The following is an 18,013-nucleotide window of genomic DNA, read 5'->3' on the forward strand; positions in this document are numbered from 1 at the left end:
ATACAGCGCTGTTAATAAAAACAAATGATAAATTCACAATCTTGAAATGTAAAAATTTGAAAACGTAACCTGCAAATCTTAATGCAGCGCACAGGAAAAGAATAGAAGAGTTTGCGTGAAAAAACTGAAACTCCGGCTTTGAAAGATTTTTTCACAACTGCGTCGTTAAAAGTGTCGTACGAGCGACAACGCAAGCCATTATTTATTTCAAAAATCGGACAGTGTTTGATTTTTCAGACACTCTTTTCGCCTTGTCAGCACCTTCCTTTTTGCAGCACTGACAATGAATACGATCCATTCTCAATGGATCGTATTTTTTACCTCTTCCATCAAATGAAAAACCCGGCAAGCACATCGCACTTGCCGGGTTTCTCAATTCGCAATCGCTGAAATCAGAACGGAATATCGTCGTCCATGTCGCTGAAATTCGATGCCGCTGCCGGCTTTGCTGCTGGACGTGCCGCTGGCGCACTCTGACGCGGTGCCGGCGCGCTGCCGTAATCGTCGTCCATGGACGCGCTGCCGCCACCCGCACCCGGACGGCCGCCCAGCATCTGCATCGTGTCGGCAATGATTTCCGTCGTGTAGCGCTCGATGTTTTCCTTGTCGGTCCATTTGCGCGTCTGCAGGCGGCCTTCAATGTAAACCGACGAACCTTTTTTCAGATACTGGCCGGCGATTTCCGCGAGCTTGCGATAAAAGGTGATGCGATGCCATTCGGTCACTTCCTTCTTGTCGCCGCTGTTCTTGTCCTTCCAGCTTTCGGTCGTGGCAACCGCAATGTTGGTAACGGCTTCGCCGTTCGGCATGTAGCGCGTTTCAGGATCGCGACCAAGATTGCCGACGATGATGACTTTGTTGACTGATGCCATTGTTTTCTCCGATTAGGCGACGACAGCGTGCGGTTGGCTGCGTCGCGGAAGGTTTTTCATGTTGGCGGCAATTATAAGCCAGCCGGCCGTCAATGCTGCGCCCAATACGAAGACGGAAGTCGGTCCCGCGTGCTGCGCCAGCAAACCGCCCACTGCACCGCCGCAGAACAGGCCGAACGCCTGAAACGTGTTGTAGACGCCGAGCGCCGCGCCCTTCGCCGATGGCGGTGCGATGCGCGATACCAGCGATGGCTGGCTGGCTTCAAGAATGTTGAAGGCGACGAAAAACGCCAGCAGCAACGCGACCAGCAGCATCCAGTTCGCATGTTCGTTCGACAGCAGCATGCCCATCCCGATCTGCACCAGCAACAGCAACGCAATCGCACCGACGAAAATCTGTTTCGACTTGCCGCGTTTTTCCCCAATGAAAATAGCCGGCAGCATCAGCAGAAACGATGCGATCACCACCGGCAGATAGATTTTCCAGTGCGCGGTCAGCGGCACATGTGCAAGACGAATCAGTGCTGCCGGCATCACGACGAACATCGCCATTTGCGTCAGATGCAAGGCAAACACGCCATAGTTCAGGCGCATCAGTTCGCCATTTGCCAGCACTTCGCGAATCGAGGTTCTTCCTGGCGCCGGCAACGCGAGCGCAGGTGCCGCCGGTACCACACGCAACACGACAAAAATCGCCAGCAACGACAGGATGCCCGTCAGCGCAAAGATACCGCCCATGCCGATCGCGTGATACAGCAACGGCGAAATGACCAGCGAGCCGGCGAACGTCACACCGATCGAACCGCCGACCATTGCCATCGCTTTCGTGCGATGTTCCTCGCGTGTCGAATCGGCAATGAAGGCGGTCACCGCGGCAGAAATCGCACCCGCTCCCTGGATTGCCCGGCCGACAATGACCCAGACAATATCGCTTGCCGCGGCAGCAATGAACGAACCCAGTGCAAACAGGATCAGGCCGATAACGATCACGCGCTTGCGTCCGTAACGGTCGGATGCAATACCGAACGGAATCTGGCCGAACGATTGCGTCAATCCGTACATCCCCATGGCCAATCCGACCATCGTTGCACTGTCGCCGCCCGGCATGGTTCTGGCGTGCTCGGCAAATACCGGCAGGATCAGGAACAACCCAAGCATGCGCAATGCGAAGATCGACGCCAGCGATGCACTGGCGCGGATTTCGGTGCGACTCATGCCGTTGTCGGCATCAATGGTTGGATTCGAAGACATGAAAAATGACGATGAAATTGCAACGAAACAACTGCAAAATGAACAACCTGCGAGCAACGCAAAGTAGTTGAACAGCTCTTTTACGACCCGCTTCAAAACCCGTTATAGTAGCAGGTTGACTCCTGCCGCATGCCTTCAAAAAGGGCGTGCGGCATCCGAACATCCTGACTGAAAGAGTGAATGGAAGAAATTCGTATCCGGGGTGCACGCACGCACAACCTGAAGAACATCAACCTCGACCTGCCCCGCAACAAGCTGATCGTCATCACAGGTCTGTCCGGCTCCGGCAAATCGTCGCTCGCGTTCGACACGTTGTACGCGGAAGGACAGCGTCGTTACGTCGAATCGCTGTCGGCCTACGCACGCCAGTTTTTGCAATTGATGGAAAAACCCGACGTCGACCTGATCGAAGGTTTGTCGCCGGCGATTTCGATCGAGCAGAAAGCCACGTCGCACAACCCGCGCTCGACCGTCGGCACGGTGACCGAGATTCACGATTACCTGCGTCTGCTGTACGCACGCGTCGGCACGCCGTATTGCCCCGAACATCCGGAGAATCCTCTCGCCGCGCAATCGGTATCGCAAATGGTCGATGCCGTGCTGGCACTGCCGGAAGATACCAAGCTGATGATCCTCGCGCCGGTTGTCGCCAACCGCAAGGGTGAACATCTCGACCTGTTCGAACAGATGCAGGCACAGGGTTTCGTACGCTTCCGCGTGCAGAGTGGCACCGGCAACGCGCATATCTATGACGTCGATGCGCTGCCGAAACTGAAGAAGGCCGAGAAGCACACGATCGACGTGGTCATCGACCGCATCAAGGTCAAGGCCGACATCAAGCAACGTCTGGCAGAAAGTTTCGAGACGGCATTGCGTCTGGCCGAAGGTCGCGCGCTTGCGGTGGAAATGGATAGCGGCGTCGAACATCTGTATTCGAACAAGTTCGCTTGCCCGGTCTGCGGCTACTCGCTGCAGGAACTGGAACCACGTCTGTTCTCGTTCAACAATCCGATGGGTGCGTGCCCGGAATGCGACGGGCTCGGCCATATCGAATTTTTCGATCCGAAGCGGATTGTCGCTTTTCCGAATTTGTCGCTGGCAAGCGGTGCGGTCAAGGGCTGGGATCGACGCAATCAGTTCTACTTCCAGATGCTGTCGAACCTTGCCGAGTTCTATGAGTTCGATATCGATACGCCGTTTGAAAAACTGTCGGAGAAAGCACAACAGGCCGTGCTGTTTGGTTCCGGCAAGCAGAAGATCCCGTTCCACTACGTGAACGAAAAAGGCCGCACCGTCATTCGCGAACACGAATTCGAAGGCGTGGTCAACAACCTGCAACGCCGCTATCGCGAAACCGACTCGATGGCGGTAAAAGAAGAACTCGCCAAATTCATCAATGAGAAGCAGTGCCCATGCTGCGATGGCGCGCGCTTGCGTATCGAAGCGCGCAATGTCAAGGTCGGCAGCGGCAAGCAGCAACGTGCCATTTATGAAATTGCCGCCACGCCATTGCGCGAAACGCTGCATTTCTTTGAAAACCTGAAGCTGACCGGTGCCAAGAAGGAAATCGCCGATCGCATCATCAAGGAAATCGTCTCGCGTCTGACGTTTCTGAACAACGTCGGCCTCGACTATCTGTCGCTGGAGCGCAGCGCCGACACCTTGTCCGGTGGCGAGGCACAACGCATTCGTTTGGCATCGCAAATCGGCTCGGGCCTGACGGGCGTGATGTACGTCCTGGATGAACCATCGATCGGCCTGCATCAGCGCGACAACGACAGACTGATCGCGACCTTGCAGCATTTGCGCGACATCGGCAACAGCGTGCTGGTCGTGGAGCATGATGAAGACGCAATCCGTTGCGCCGATTACGTGGTCGACATGGGAATCGGTGCCGGCGTGCACGGCGGAGAAGTGATTGCCGAAGGTACATTGAAGGACATTCTGAAAAACAAGAAGTCGCTGACTGCGCAATACCTGAACGGTTCGCTCGCGATTCATGTACCGAAGAAACGCACGCCACCGAACCCGAAGAAACAGTTCGTCATCACCGGAGCGACCGGCAACAATCTGAAGAACGTCAAACTGGAACTGCCGGTCGGCCTGCTGACCTGCGTCACTGGCGTCTCCGGCTCCGGCAAATCGACACTGGTCAACGACACGCTATATCTGGCCGCCGCGCGTCACCTGTACGGCTCACAAGCCGAACCAGCCGCGCACGATTCGATCAGCGGACTCGAACATTTCGACAAGGTGATCTCCGTCGATCAGGCGCCGATCGGTCGCACGCCGCGCTCGAATCCGGCGACGTATACCGGTCTGTTTACGCCGATCCGCGACCTGTTTGCCACAGTGCCGCAAGCCAAGGAACGCGGTTATTCGGCCGGACGATTCTCTTTCAACGTCAAGGGCGGACGCTGTGAAGCGTGCCAGGGCGACGGCGTGATCAAGGTAGAAATGCATTTCCTGCCGGACGTCTATGTACCGTGCGACGTTTGTCACGGCAATCGCTACAACCGCGAAACGCTGGAAATTCATTACAAGGGCAAGAGCATCACCGAAGTGCTCGGCATGACGGTCGAAGAAGCGCACGAATTCTTCAAACCGGTCCCGGCGATTGCTCGCAAGTTGCAGACGCTGCTCGATGTCGGTCTCGGCTATATCCGTCTCGGCCAGAGTGCCACCACGCTGTCCGGCGGTGAAGCACAACGGGTGAAGCTTTCTCTGGAACTGTCAAAGCGGGACACCGGCCGCACGCTGTACATCCTGGACGAGCCGACCACCGGTTTGCATTTCCACGATATCGACCTGCTGCTGAAAGTGATCCATCGCCTGCGCGACCAGGGCAATACGGTCGTGATCATCGAGCACAATCTCGACGTGATCAAAACCGCGGACTGGGTTGTCGATCTCGGACCTGAAGGCGGTGCAGGCGGAGGCCAGATCATCGGTACCGGCACGCCAGAAGATCTCGCGAAGAACGAGAAGAGTTTTACCGGCAAGTATCTGGCGCCACTGCTGAAGCCGAAGAAATCCGCAGCATAAGCAAGCGAAGCATGAAAAAAGGGCGAACTGCAGTTCGCCCTTTTTTTATTGATTCAGCAATCGTTAGCCAGGCAAGCCCATCCACAGTCCCAACGGCACAAATACCAGCGCCGCCAGATTACCCAGCAACACGATGGACGCGACCTTGTCCGGCTCCTGTTTGTACTGCTCGGCCATCATGAAACAGAACACGGCTGGCGGCAGCGAGGCAAACAGGTACATCTGTCCACGCTGCTCGACCGTCAATCCGAGTACCTGATCGAGCAACCACGCGACAATCAAACCTGCCAGCGGACAAACCGCGGCGCCGACCAGACCGATATGCCAGCTGCGGAAGTTCACATCCATCATTCGCACGCCAAGCGAAAACAGCATCAGCGGAATGCATGCATCGCCCAGCATCTTCATCGCCTGGAACAGCGGTCCCGGCAACGGCACATGCGCAGCCGCAAATGCGGTCCCGATCATCATGGCGATCATCATCGGATTGGCAAGGAATTTCCACTTCGAACTATGCACACCGTCACTGCGACCGCTCTCGATAATCTTGATGCCAAGCGAGAAATAAACGAGATTGCATGCCATGAACAAGGCGACGGCAGAACCCAGACTGGAAGCACCGAACGCCAGCACTGCCAACGGCAAACCCATGTTGCCGCAGTTGTTGTACATCATCGGCGGCACGAAGCTGCGCACGTCGTAACCGAAAGCACGTGCAATCGGCCAAGCCAGCACCCCGGACCCGATCGAGATCAGCGCACCTGCCAGGATCAGCATGCCGTTGTGCGCAAGATCGAAATCCTTCGCCGCCAGCGCGGTGAAGATCAGCAACGGACACAGTACGCCCATGCTGACACGATTGACCGACAGCATGTCTGCACGCACGGCATTGCCACGCAGCCGTGCATAACCATAGCCCAGGGCAATGATGATGAAAACCGGCAGGATGATGCCGAGGATGCGCTCGAAGATTTCCATTGCTGGTGATTTGCGGCTGATTGAATGACGATTCACGACCCGTTCAGGATCTCGATCCAGGATCCGAGCGTGGACTGGATGAAAAATGCCGGACGGGCAAACCGACCGGCACCTGACGCGTCACTTTACACCGGGCGGCCGATTTTTTCCGGCCGCCGAGATTCAGGGATGAGGCAACTCGTAACGCTCAAGGAACGGGCAACCGTTCATCGGCAGGAAAGAAGGAATACGGTAGTACTTGTCGGCCACCGTTTTCAGTACACGTTCGCGATAGACCGGATAGTTGAAATCCTTGCCGTCCGCGTACCAGTAACGTACGCCACCCGTCATGATGGTGCCGACCGTCACTGACGAAAAATACGGCGCGAATTCTCGAGGATCGATGCGTTTGCGATCGAAGATGCGGATCGGCTTGCCTGCATAGTTGCGGAAATCGACCTGCAGGTCGTCTTGCCGCGCATGGAATTTTCCTTCGCCGAAGGTCGGCCAGTATTCTCCTGCGTGATACGACAACAACGCGGCCGGCGTATAGGCACGCGCCATCACGGTTGCACCGGGCGGCAGATTGACGCGCAACGCCGCCACGATGTTATGTGCCTCTTTATGGAACACGATGTCGTCGTGCAAGCCGCCGACGTTTTTCCACATCGTCGTCGGCAGCAAAATGATCGCAGCAAGAAACAGGAAATGCGGTATCGAGAACAGCCCGGTCCAGATCGCATAACGACGCAGATCCTTGGCGCTGGCAACCGTACCGATGAACAGGAACAGGAACGGCATGAAGCCCAGCACCCAGTGCAGGCCGATGGTCTTCTTCATCGACAGCAGCAGGAACAGCAGGAACGGCACGACGAACAACGCAACGATCGCGCCGCGCTGCGGCATCGAGCGCACGGAACGCGCAAGCCGCAATGCAACCCACGGCGTGACCAGATAAATCATCATTCCCACATATTCGCCGACCGTTCCCCATGACCAATGCGCCTTTTCATTGCGATTGATCATGTTGAACATTACATTGGTCCAGCAGTGGTCCGCATTGAATACGACGGTGATCGCAAACAACGGCGCCGAACATAACGCGATGATGACGAGATCGATCCAGCCGCGGCGCGAGCGACAAAGATAGATGAAATACGCGATCGCCAGCAGGCCGGCGAAATATTTCGACAGCAGCGCCAGACCGAGAAAGACGCCGCAGGCAACAGCCCACAAATGCCTGCCTGAAAGCCTGCCGCGTATGAAGCAGTAGCCGGATAGAAAAATGAAAAAGATCAGCGGCGTATCGGTGGTGACGAAATTCAGCAGCAGCGTAAACGGCAATGCCAGAAAGAGCGTGCCCAGCCAGTAAGCGACGCCATCCTGGAACGGCTGCAGACGCTTCATCAGATCGACCAGACCGAGCGCGATCAGACTCCACATTAATGCAGTAAAAAATCGGATGGATAACGGCGCGCTGGAGATGCTGTTGAGTGCATACAGCAGCCAGCCCACCATCGGCGGATGATCGGAATAACCCCACGCCGGATACACGCCCCACTGATAGAAGAACGCTTCGTCGCCGGTGACCGGGAACGCAGCCGCCAGCCATATACGGATAAACAGCGTGATGATGAACATCCACCAGAAAACCCTGCGCGCACGCACCGGATCGGCGTCGGCATACAGCGAGCGCGTCGTATTTACATTCATTACCAATTCCTCAACTCTTGACCGACAATACAAGCACGCCGGCGACGATCAGCGTCACACCCAACGCCTTGTACAGACTGAGCGATTCGCCCAGCAAAAAAATTCCCGCCAGCGTGGTCAACACCACGCCGAGCGAAATCAATGGATACGCCATGCTGACTTCCAGCTTGCCCAGCACGAGTAACCATAACCCCGCGCTTGCGCCGAAACAGATCATGCCGCCCCAGATCAGCGGGCTCGTCAGGGCCAGCCAGTAAACCGAACGCATGCCACCGCTCATCGCCTGTTGAATCGCCGGTGCCGACATGCCCATTTTCAACAACACCTGCGCCAGTGCCGTCAGACAGACGCAGAACAATGCCAAACCCAATGCCGCGAACTGACTCATGTCCATCCTCCAAATGACGCTGCCAGCGCCACACATCCGACCAGAAACGCGACGATCCAGCTGGCACGATCGGTGATGGCGAACAGCAGCGGATCATCATGAATCTCCATCCGCGCAATCTTCAACCACAGCCGCATGATCCAGAACAGCATCAGCGGCAGAATCAGCCACAGAACTTCGGCATGCGGATACATCTCGCCGTTTTCCTGGCTGTCGATGTACAAGGCCAGCAGCATGACCGCGACAAACCCGCTGGCAATGCCCATCGAAATCAGATACGACAGATCGCTGGTACGGTAACCACGTCCGGCCGCCGATGTCCGGCCGCCTTCGCTCATCACTTCCAGTTCGGCGCAACGCTTGACCAGCGCCAGGCTGAGGAACATGAACAGCGACACGGCCAGCAGCCAGTTCGAAATCACCACATCGCTGACTTCACCGCCGGCCAGAATCCGGTGCGTGTACAACGATGCCAGCACTAGCACATCGACAATCGCCAATTGCTTCAGACGCGCCGAATACATCAGCGTCACGATCACGTACAAAATCATGAGTCCGAAGAACGACAGCGAAATTGCTGCCGCCAGCCACAGCGACAACGGCAACAGGATCACGATAAGCGCCAGACCGAACGGAATCGTCAGCGTCGCGGCGGCGAACGGTCTTGCCCGTTTGCGCGGATGCGCACGGTCCGATGCCAGATCGAACAGGTCGTTGACGATGTAGGTCGCCGACGCACACATGCCGAACGCGACGAAGGCCAGAAGCGTTGACAGCCAGCGCTCCGCCTGCAGTTCGTGTGCGGCCATCAGCGGCACAAATAACAGCGCGTTTTTCGCCCACTGGTGCAGACGCAATGCCTTGATCAGTTGTCGCACGCGGAATGGTCGCGGCGCGATGACCAGCGATGGTGTACGCAGTTTTTCTGCCTGTTTCAGAATGGCGGGCCGCGCGTTGATGACGATGATTTCCGCAGCACTTTCCCACACGGCCAGATCGGGAGAGGCGTTGCCTGCATAGGCGAATCGATTGCCGAATCCATGACTGGCGAGATCCTGTTCGATCGCCTGCAATTTCATGCGCGACTTCAGATTATGCGATGCCTCGCTGCCGAGCACGCCATCGAACAAATCCAGATGATCGGCAACCTGCTGCACAAGGCCGCGATCCGAGGCGCTGGCCAATACCAGCCTGCGTCCACCGGCACGTTGCTGACGCAACCATGCCAGCAATTCTTCGTTGTATGGCAACAGCGATGCATCGAGATCGATGCGCTGCGCAATCTGCGTCTTCAAATAGGCGCGACCGCGCAACAGCCACAGTACGCACAGAAAAATGTAAAAGAAATTACGCTTGATTAGCAGCAGGAAGGATTCGAACAGCAGGTCGCTATAGATCAGCGTGCCGTCCAGATCGACATAGAGCGGTGCATCGTTGGCGGACGAAATCTGCGCGCGCGTGTCTTCACGACTTGGCGGCTCGAAAGTCGGGCGGGAAATACTGCCGTGGGAAACGCTCAAATCGCCACCTGGAACAAAGAGATGTTTATGTCTCGGAAAACGCATAGAGGCGCTGACCGTTTTTGCAAGTTGCGCATTGCCTGCGCACTTCGCCCGATCGCATCGCAATGCACGGCCGGCAATTTTCCGTCTTCACATGGATACCGTCAACCGCGGCGCCGATCTGCAGCATCACAAGGCAGCAAGGCGATTTCGATATCAAGCCTTCAACAAACGGCCTTCGGCGCGCGACAGCTCTTCCACCGCGCCGCGCAGGACGACAATATCGCCAGCCATCAGCGTCGTCTCGGGTGTCCATTCGAGATGATTTCTGCCGCGTCGCACGTCGATGACCTCTGCACCCAGCTCGGGCAGCTTCAAGTCCGCCAACGCCTTGCCGATCGACCTGGCCCCTTCCGCAAGCACGATGGAACGCAAGCGTACCTGCAAATGCTCGGCGATGTCGGATGCATCGCTGGTACCGTGGAAGTATCCGCGCAGCGATGCATAACGTTCGCCACGTGCCGCCTGGATGCGGGAAATGACGCGGCGCAATGGTACGCCAAGCGTCAGCAATGCATGCGATGCCAGCATCAGGCTGCCTTCGATCACTTCGGGCACCACCTCCGATGCTCCGGCGGCGCGCAATTTATCCAGGTCGCTGTCGTCCAGGCTGCGTACGATCACCGGCAATGCCGGCGCCAGCTCCTGCACATGATGCAGGACTTTCAATGCGGAAGGCGTACTCGCATAAGTAACAACCAGCGCCGAGGCGCGGTTGATGCCGACTGCGACCAGACTTTCACGACGCGCGGCATCGCCATAGGAAACGTGTACGCCCGCAGCCTGTGCATCGCGTACGCGATCGGGATCAAGATCGAGCGCCTGATAAGGAACGCCCTCCTCCTCCAGCAAACGCGCCAGACTCTGGCCGGTACGCCCGAAACCGGCAATGATCACGTGCTGCTGTGTCGCCATCGTGCGCGTGGCGATCTGCGTCAGCGCCAGTGACTGCATCATCCATTCGTTGCGCGACAGCTTCATGACGATCGCGTCCGATTTGGCGAGAATCAATGGTGCTATCAGCATGGACAACACCATCGAAGCCAGAATCAGTTGCACGAACATCGGCTCCAGCAGATTCAGCGTGCCGACCTGATTCAGCAGCACGAATCCGAATTCGCCCGCTTGCGCGAGTGCCAGACCGGTGCGCATCGCGACACCCAGCGGCGCACCGAATACGCGCGCCAGCAGAACGATCAACAAGCATTTCAACAGCACCGGAATGGTCAGCAACAGCAAAACCAGGAACCAGTGCTCGATCACCAGCTGCACATTGAGCAGCATGCCGATAGTAATGAAGAACAACCCGAGCAGCACGTCGCGGAATGACTTGATGTCTTCTTCCACCTGATGCTTGTATTCGGTTTCGGCAATCAGCATGCCGGCAACGAAGGCGCCGAGCGCCAGCGACAGTCCGGCCATTTCGGTAATCCATGCTGCGCCCAGCGTAATCAGCAGCAGGTTCAGCATGAACAGCTCCTGCGAGCGACGCTTGACGACGATGCGGAACCAGCCGCGCAATACCTTGTGTCCGACGAACAGCAACAGCAGCAGCACGACGACCGCCTTGACCGCGGCAATCATCAGCGTTGTCGCCAGTCCGTCGCTCTTGTCGGCGAGTGCCGGCACCAGAATCAGCAACGGCACCAGCGCCAGATCCTGGAACAGCAGAATGCCGATGATGCGGCGCCCATGTTCGCTCTCCAGCTCCAGCCGTTCGGTCAGAATTTTGGAAACGATCGCCGTCGATGACATTGCCAGCGCGCCACCCAGTGCCAGCGCCGCCTGCCAGCTGATGCCGGTCAGTCGCACCGACAGATGCGCGATCATCCAGCCGAACGCCATCGTCGCCGCAATTGTCAGCAACACCTGCGCCAGACCGAGACCGAATACCGTGCGCCGCATCGCGGACAGCTTGGCCAGCGAGAATTCCAGCCCGATCGAAAACATCAGAAACACCACGCCGAATTCGCCCAGCGCATGCGTGGTCGAACTGTCCTCTGCCCAGCCCAGTGTATGCGGCCCGATGACAATACCTGCCACCAGGTACCCCAGCATCGGTGGCAAATGAAGGGAGCGGAATGCGACGACGCCCAGTACGGCGGCGGCGAGCAAAAGAAGTGTCAGTTCGAGCGGGGAAAGCATGATGTGATTTTCAGCAGATTCAATGAATGGCAAAACAGATGCGAATTGCCAGGTGCCAATCAAACCACATTTTTGTTATATCTGGCAGGTTTTTTGCTTTATGAATTCGTTTATACTTCCCGGCATGAGTGTATCCCATGCCCCCAACGCCCCACAGGCTCCGTCCGTCGTCGACGCCGAACGCGCGATGACATTCGGCCGCGAAACCCTGCAGATCGAAGCAGACGCCCTTCTCTCCTTGAAACAACGAATCGCGGGCGACGGTGCTGCGCCATTCGTCAAGGCAGTTCAGATCCTGTTGAATTGCCACGGTCGCGTGGTCATCTCCGGCATCGGCAAGTCGGGGCACATCGCCCGCAAGATCGCCGCCACGCTGGCTTCGACCGGCACGCCGGCACTGTTCGTTCATGCCGCCGAAGCATCGCATGGCGATCTTGGCATGATCACCGCCGACGACACGCTTATTGCAATTTCGTATTCCGGCGAAGCCGGCGAACTGCTGTCGATCGTACCGATCATCAAGCGCATGGGCGCCAAACTGATCTCGATCACTGGCAGCGATACGTCCAGTCTGGCGAAACTGTCGGACGTTCATTTGAACGTCAAGGTCGACAAGGAAGCCTGCCCGCTGAATCTGGCACCAACCGCCAGCACCACCGCCACGCTCGCATTGGGCGATGCCGTTGCAATGGCGCTGCTCGACGCACGCGGCTTTGGCGAAGAAGATTTCGCCCGTTCGCATCCTGGCGGAGCACTGGGCCGCCGCCTGTTGACGCATGTGCGCGATGTCATGCGTACCGGCGACGCCATTCCTAAAGTGGACGAGGATGCCACGCTGTATGCCGCGCTGCTGGAAATCAGCCGAAAAGGCATGGCGATGACCGCCATCGTCGATGCAAAGGATCACGTGATTGGCGTCTTCACCGACGGCGATCTGCGCCGCCTGATCGAAAACGTGCAGGACTTTGCCACCCTGTCGATTGCTGAAGTCATGCATCGCAATCCGCGCAGCGTGCGCGCAGAACAACTTGCCGTCGAAGCCGTCGAATTGATGGAGGAATTCCGCATCAATCAGTTACTGGTGACCGACGTGGATGGCAAGCTGGTCGGCGCACTGCACATCCACGACTTGACGCGTGCGAAAGTGATTTGATGACCTTCTTCACCATTCCCACCGCCACCTCCGACGTTGTTGCCGACATCGCTGCCCGCGCCGCCAAAGTGCGGATGATGATTTTCGATGTCGATGGCATCCTGACCGACGGCAGCCTGCATTTCAGTCCCGATGGCGAAGTGATGAAAACCTTCAACGTGCTCGATGGCCACGGCATCAAGCTGCTGCAGAATTCCGGTGTGGTTACCGCCATCATCAGCGCGCGAAAGTCGGACATCGTATTGCGTCGCGCAACCGATCTCGGCGTCACGCATGTGCATCAAGGCGCGCATGACAAGCGTGCGATCTTTGAACAGCTGATTACCGAAACCGGTATCGCGCCGGAAGCCTGCGGCTTTGTCGGTGACGATGTCATCGATCTGCCGATCCTGTCGCGCGTCGGCTTCGCCGCCAGCGTGCCGGGCGGCCATCCGGAGGTGCGCTCGCGCGTGCATTATGTTACGCAAGCGTGTGGCGGTCGCGGCGCAGCGCGTGAACTGTGCGATCTCATCCTGCATGCGCAGGGTAATTACGAGGCGGCCATTGCGCCGTATCTTGCTTGAAGACAGTGCGCGTCGGCATCACCGTCCGGGTGATCGTGCTGATCCTGATCAGCGCGGCCCTCGCGCTCGGCAGTTTGTGGCTGGTGGAAGTGATGCAACGCCAAACAGAGAACTCGCTACCGCAGCCGGTGCGCACCGATCCGGATTTCTATGTAGAGAAATTCAATTTCGTCCGCATGAGCAAAACCGGCGAAGCGCGCTACAACCTCACTGGCAGCGAGATGAAACACTATCCTGCCGACGATTCATATCTCGTCGCGAATCCGGTCATGCACAGTTACGGCAAGAATCGTCCGCCGATGGTTACCCGCTCGCTGCGCGCGGTTGTGCAGAACGACAACAGCGAAGTGCACATGTACGACGATGTGCATATCGACCGGCCTGCGTCGGCCACCTCGCAACGCTTCCAGCTCAAGACTACCTATTTGTTGCTATTGCCGGACGAAGACGTGATGAAAACGCCCAAGTTCGTTGAACTGCAACAAGGCGCTTCCGTACTGACCGGCACCGGCATGTATGCCAACAACGCCACCGGGGAATTCAAGCTGGACGGCGATGTGAAGGGGCAATACCGCACACCGACGGTAACGAACTGAAATGACCGGCGAACCGTTCGCCCGTTGTATTTTTAGAGAACTTTTCATGACACGATTACTGCCCGTACTTCTGGTTCTCTCCGGCCTGATTGCCGCGACCGGCGCACACGCCGAAAAGGCCGACCGGACCAAACCGACCAACGTCGAAGCCAACCAGATGGAGTATGACGATCTCAAGCAGGTCAATACCTTCATCGGCGGCGTCGTACTGACGCGTGGAACAATCCTGATGAAATCGGCAAAAATGGTCGTCACGCAGGATCCTGAAGGCTATCAATTCATGACGATGTACGCCGCGCCCGGCGCCCTCGCCAGCTTTCGCCAGAAACGCGACGGCGGCCCCGATCAATGGATCGAAGGCGAAGCGGAACGCATCGAGTACGACGACAAGAACGAAGTCATGAAACTCTTTACAAGAGCGAAAATGCGGCGCATCGACAGCGGCAAGATCACTGATGAAGTCGCTGGCGAATATATTTCCTACGATACGCGTGCAGAATTTTTCACTGTTCACAATACTTCGAGCGGCGACAGCAAACCCGGCGCAGGTCGCATCAAGGCCGTGATCCAGCCGCGCGCAGAAAAAACGAAAGAAAACTGACATGTCGAGCAAACTGATTGTCGGCGGATTGCAGAAAAGCTATGGCGCACGCCAGGTCGTGCGGGACGTTGCATTGCAGGTGGAAAGCGGTGAAGTGGTCGGACTGCTGGGCCCGAACGGCGCCGGCAAAACCACGTCGTTCTACATGATCGTTGGACTGGTCCCATCCGATGCAGGCACCATCGAACTCGACGGCACTGACATTTCGCGTCGGCCGATTCACGAACGTGCACAACTCGGTTTGTCGTACCTGCCGCAGGAAGCCTCTGTCTTCCGCAAGCTCAGCGTCGAGGACAATATTCGCGCCGTTCTGGAACTGCAACGCGTCAACGGCAAAGCTCTGACCAAACCGCAACTGGAACAACGGCTCGACACGCTGCTCGCCGACCTGCAGATCGAAAAGCTGCGTGAAAATCAGGCCATGTCCCTGTCTGGCGGCGAACGACGTCGTGTCGAGATTGCGCGTGCACTGGCAACCAACCCGCGCTTCGTCCTGCTCGACGAACCGTTCGCCGGCGTCGACCCGATTGCCGTGATTGAAATCCAGCGTATCGTCCGCTTTCTGAAGGAACGTGGTATCGGTGTGCTGATCACCGATCACAACGTGCGCGAAACACTCGGCATTTGCGATCGCGCCTACATCATCAACCAGGGCGCAGTACTGGCTAGCGGCCGGCCGGACGACATCATCACCAACGAATCGGTGCGTCGCGTCTATCTCGGCGAACATTTCCGCATGTAAGCGGAACAATAGAAAAGCGCCATGAAGCAATCTCTGCAATTACGCGTCTCGCAACATTTAGCACTGACGCCACAGTTGCAACAATCGATCCGGCTGCTGCAACTGTCGACACTGGAATTGCATCAGGAGCTCGAGCAAATCCTTGCAGATAATCCGATGCTGGAGCGCACCGACGATCCGCTCGACAATGCCGTTCGCCTCCTGGCCGACGGGGCAATCAGCACAACAGGAAGCGCACCGGAAAGCGCTCCCGGCGCAGACACATCCGTGTCGTCATCGGACAGCGAGACCTCGATCGATACGCCGGACATGGCCGACTCTTCCACGGGCAACGACAACGACTGGAGTTTCGACGATGTCGCCCGTACGTCGAAGGCACCGGAGGACGACGATGCGCGCCCGCAGCTTGAAGCGCATGAAATCACTCTGCGCGAACATCTGCTCGAACAGGTAGCCGTCACCGTGCATCAACTTCGCGATCGCGCGTTGCTGGAAGTGGTCATCGACGCGCTCAACGACAACGGCTATCTTGAAGAAAGTCTGGAAGAAATTCACGCCCGGCTGCCGGAAGAACTGGAAATCGAACTGGATGAATTGCAGATTGCATTGAACCTGCTGCAGAGCTTCGAACCTGCCGGCGTGGGTGCGCGCAATGCTGCCGAATGCCTTGCACTGCAAATCAGGCGGTTTCCCAAAGTGCCAATGGTGACGCGTCGCATGGCGCTGGCGATTGTTGAAAACCATCTCGGACTGTTTGCACAACGCGATTTCAACAAATTGCGCAAGGCGCTCGATTGCGACGATGAAGATCTGCGTGAAGCACAGGTCGTCATCAAGCAATGCAATCCGCATCCAGGCGCAATCTTCGCAACCGACACGTCGGATTTCGTTGTCCCCGACGTAATCGTCAAGCGCACGCGCAACGGCTGGCAAGTCACCCTCAATCATGACGTCATGCCACGCCTGCGGGTCAACGCGTTGTATGCAAATATTTTGAAACAAAGCAAAGGGGAAGCTTCGCTCGGCACGCAACTGCAGGAAGCGAAGTGGCTGATCAAGAATATGCGCCAGCGCTTCGACACGATCCTGCGCGTGGCACAGGCCATCGTCGAACGTCAGCGCAATTTTTTCTCGCACGGCGCCGTCGCGATGCGCCCTCTTGTGTTGCGCGAAATTGCTGATACACTGGGTTTACACGAGAGCACAATTTCTCGTGTTACCACCCAGAAGTACATGCTCACTCCGCATGGAATGTTCGAATTGAAATACTTTTTCGGCAGCCATGTTGCGACGGAAGCAGGCGGAGAAGCTTCTTCTACCGCCATACGGGCCCTGATCAAACAATTGATAGGAGCTGAAGATCCAAAGACACCTTTCTCCGATAGCAAGATTGCAGATATGCTGGCGGAACAGGGGATGGTCGTGGCGCGACGTACTGTCGCAAAATACCGCGAAGCCCTGAAAATCCCACCAGTCAACCTGCGAAAGTCGCTGTAACTATTCTTCTTCCGGATTTTTGTTGTTGCATTACGTTGCTGTGTTCGGCGTAGTCAGTAACAAGGCGCGCATGAACCTCCAGTGACATTTACTAGGAGCGCTGTATGAATCTCACCATCAGTGGACATCATCTTGAACTGACCCCCGCCATTCGAGAATACGTACAAGGCAAACTGGAACGCATCAAGCGCCATTTCGATCACGTGATCGACATCGCGGTCATCCTGACCGTCGACAATCTCCCCGAAAAAGAAAAACGCCAGAAGGCAGAAATCAATTTACGCGTAAGAGGCAAGGACCTGCACGCGGAAAGCATTGCGGATAATCTCTACGCAGCCATCGATACGCTGATCGATAAGCTCGATCGGCAGGTGATCAAATACAAAACAAAACAGCAGGATCATCAGCATGAGGCGATCAAACGGTTGCCGGATGCTGCGGAGGTAGCGACACCTTAGTTGCGCCTCGAAGTCAGGCGGAAAAAAGGGCGCTAATGCGCCCTTTTTCGTTTTTTCTAAATACGTACCTATTTATCATTCTTCGCATCAGTCAATATCACCTCGATTTTTATTTGGCTTTTGACGGATGTCCCTCTAATTTCTCCAGGATGAAAACGAATTTTTGAAAATGCATCGATCACGATTTCTTGTGCGCTATCAGGCAACAACGAGTTTTCTACAATAATGCGATCAACATCACCGTATTCATTTATTAGCATGCGTAAAACCGCTGCCTGGGTCGGCACATCAGGCACGTGCAAGAGCATGTCTACAGGCACATCCCGAATAACTATCGGCTTTTGCGTTAATTCCTTCGTTGAAAAATAATATGGCGCTGCTTGTGGCAAGAGAGCATGGCTCGCTTTCGCCTCCTGATGCACAGAAGCCTCTTGGCGCATAGAAGGCGCCCCTGCGGCAATTGCGCCCCC

General features: G+C 56.6%; 16 protein-coding genes. 8 read left to right on the forward strand and 8 right to left on the reverse strand.

Going from position 1 to position 18,013, the window contains the following annotated elements; genetic code table 11:
* Nucleotides 1-392 precede the first annotated feature (392 nt).
* On the reverse strand, nucleotides 393-872 hold the full coding sequence (gene ssb, locus VN114_RS06965; RefSeq protein ID WP_325513355.1) for a single-stranded DNA-binding protein: 480 nt from the start codon (nucleotides 870-872) through the stop codon (nucleotides 393-395).
* A 12-nt stretch (nucleotides 873-884) separates the two neighbouring features.
* Nucleotides 885-2,123 (reverse strand): MFS transporter, encoded by a 1,239-nt coding sequence (locus VN114_RS06970; RefSeq protein ID WP_414694202.1) that lies wholly within the window; start codon nucleotides 2,121-2,123, stop codon nucleotides 885-887.
* A gap of 180 nt (nucleotides 2,124-2,303) precedes the next feature.
* On the opposite strand from VN114_RS06970, the gene uvrA reads away from it, so the two are divergent.
* On the forward strand, nucleotides 2,304-5,168 hold the full coding sequence (gene uvrA / locus VN114_RS06975; protein WP_325513357.1) for an excinuclease ABC subunit UvrA: 2,865 nt from the start codon (nucleotides 2,304-2,306) through the stop codon (nucleotides 5,166-5,168).
* Between the two features lie 63 nt (nucleotides 5,169-5,231).
* On the opposite strand, the gene VN114_RS06980 is transcribed toward uvrA, so the two are convergent.
* The 5 genes from VN114_RS06980 to VN114_RS07000 all read right to left on the reverse strand — a co-directional run bounded on the left by VN114_RS06980 (nucleotide 5,232) and on the right by VN114_RS07000 (nucleotide 11,933).
* Complete coding sequence (locus tag VN114_RS06980) at nucleotides 5,232-6,146, reverse strand: AEC family transporter (protein ID WP_325513382.1); 915 nt, start codon at nucleotides 6,144-6,146, stop codon at nucleotides 5,232-5,234.
* Between the two features lie 162 nt (nucleotides 6,147-6,308).
* A complete protein-coding gene (locus VN114_RS06985; RefSeq protein ID WP_325513359.1) occupies nucleotides 6,309-7,838 on the reverse strand; it encodes an ArnT family glycosyltransferase in 1,530 nt (509 codons plus the stop codon).
* A gap of 10 nt (nucleotides 7,839-7,848) precedes the next feature.
* Nucleotides 7,849-8,226: an SMR family transporter gene (locus VN114_RS06990; RefSeq protein ID WP_325513360.1), complete on the reverse strand. Its 378-nt coding sequence runs from the start codon at nucleotides 8,224-8,226 to the stop codon at nucleotides 7,849-7,851.
* Nucleotides 8,223-9,746, reverse strand: coding sequence for a UbiA family prenyltransferase (locus VN114_RS06995; protein WP_325513362.1), 1,524 nt, complete (start codon nucleotides 9,744-9,746; stop codon nucleotides 8,223-8,225). Before VN114_RS06995 ends, VN114_RS06990 begins: the two co-directional genes overlap by 4 nt.
* 198 nt (nucleotides 9,747-9,944) lie before the next feature.
* Nucleotides 9,945-11,933, reverse strand: coding sequence for a monovalent cation:proton antiporter-2 (CPA2) family protein (locus VN114_RS07000; protein WP_325513364.1), 1,989 nt, complete (start codon nucleotides 11,931-11,933; stop codon nucleotides 9,945-9,947).
* Nucleotides 11,934-12,057: 124 nt separating this feature from the next.
* Between VN114_RS07000 and VN114_RS07005 the strand changes: the two genes are divergently transcribed.
* The 7 genes from VN114_RS07005 (at nucleotide 12,058) to hpf (ending at nucleotide 17,543) form a co-directional block, all read left to right on the forward strand.
* On the forward strand, nucleotides 12,058-13,086 hold the full coding sequence (locus tag VN114_RS07005) for a KpsF/GutQ family sugar-phosphate isomerase (protein ID WP_325513366.1): 1,029 nt from the start codon (nucleotides 12,058-12,060) through the stop codon (nucleotides 13,084-13,086).
* The gene (locus VN114_RS07010; RefSeq protein ID WP_325513368.1) at nucleotides 13,086-13,649 is read left to right on the forward strand and encodes an HAD family hydrolase; all 564 of its coding nucleotides are present in this window, start codon (nucleotides 13,086-13,088) and stop codon (nucleotides 13,647-13,649) included. Before VN114_RS07005 ends, VN114_RS07010 begins: the two co-directional genes overlap by 1 nt.
* A gap of 5 nt (nucleotides 13,650-13,654) precedes the next feature.
* Entirely contained in the window at nucleotides 13,655-14,245 is a 591-nt protein-coding gene (gene lptC, locus VN114_RS07015; protein ID WP_325513384.1) for an LPS export ABC transporter periplasmic protein LptC, read from the forward strand.
* 46 nt (nucleotides 14,246-14,291) lie between these two features.
* Nucleotides 14,292-14,846, forward strand: a complete 555-nt coding sequence (gene lptA / locus VN114_RS07020) for a lipopolysaccharide transport periplasmic protein LptA (protein WP_325513370.1) — start codon at nucleotides 14,292-14,294, stop codon at nucleotides 14,844-14,846.
* A 1-nt stretch (nucleotide 14,847) separates the two neighbouring features.
* Nucleotides 14,848-15,588, forward strand: coding sequence for an LPS export ABC transporter ATP-binding protein (gene lptB / locus VN114_RS07025; protein ID WP_325513372.1), 741 nt, complete (start codon nucleotides 14,848-14,850; stop codon nucleotides 15,586-15,588).
* Nucleotides 15,589-15,609: 21 nt separating this feature from the next.
* A complete protein-coding gene (locus tag VN114_RS07030) occupies nucleotides 15,610-17,085 on the forward strand; it encodes an RNA polymerase factor sigma-54 (RefSeq protein ID WP_325513374.1) in 1,476 nt (491 codons plus the stop codon).
* 104 nt (nucleotides 17,086-17,189) lie between these two features.
* Nucleotides 17,190-17,543, forward strand: coding sequence for a ribosome hibernation-promoting factor, HPF/YfiA family (gene hpf / locus VN114_RS07035; protein ID WP_325513376.1), 354 nt, complete (start codon nucleotides 17,190-17,192; stop codon nucleotides 17,541-17,543).
* Between the two features lie 68 nt (nucleotides 17,544-17,611).
* Here hpf and VN114_RS07040 read toward each other — a convergent pair.
* On the reverse strand, nucleotides 17,612-18,013 hold a 402-nt coding region (locus VN114_RS07040), incomplete at its 5' end, for a hypothetical protein (RefSeq protein WP_325513378.1).

Origin of the sequence: Oxalicibacterium sp. (assembly GCF_035565035.1) — a bacterium.
Lineage (GTDB): Bacteria > Pseudomonadota > Gammaproteobacteria > Burkholderiales > Burkholderiaceae_D > Oxalicibacterium.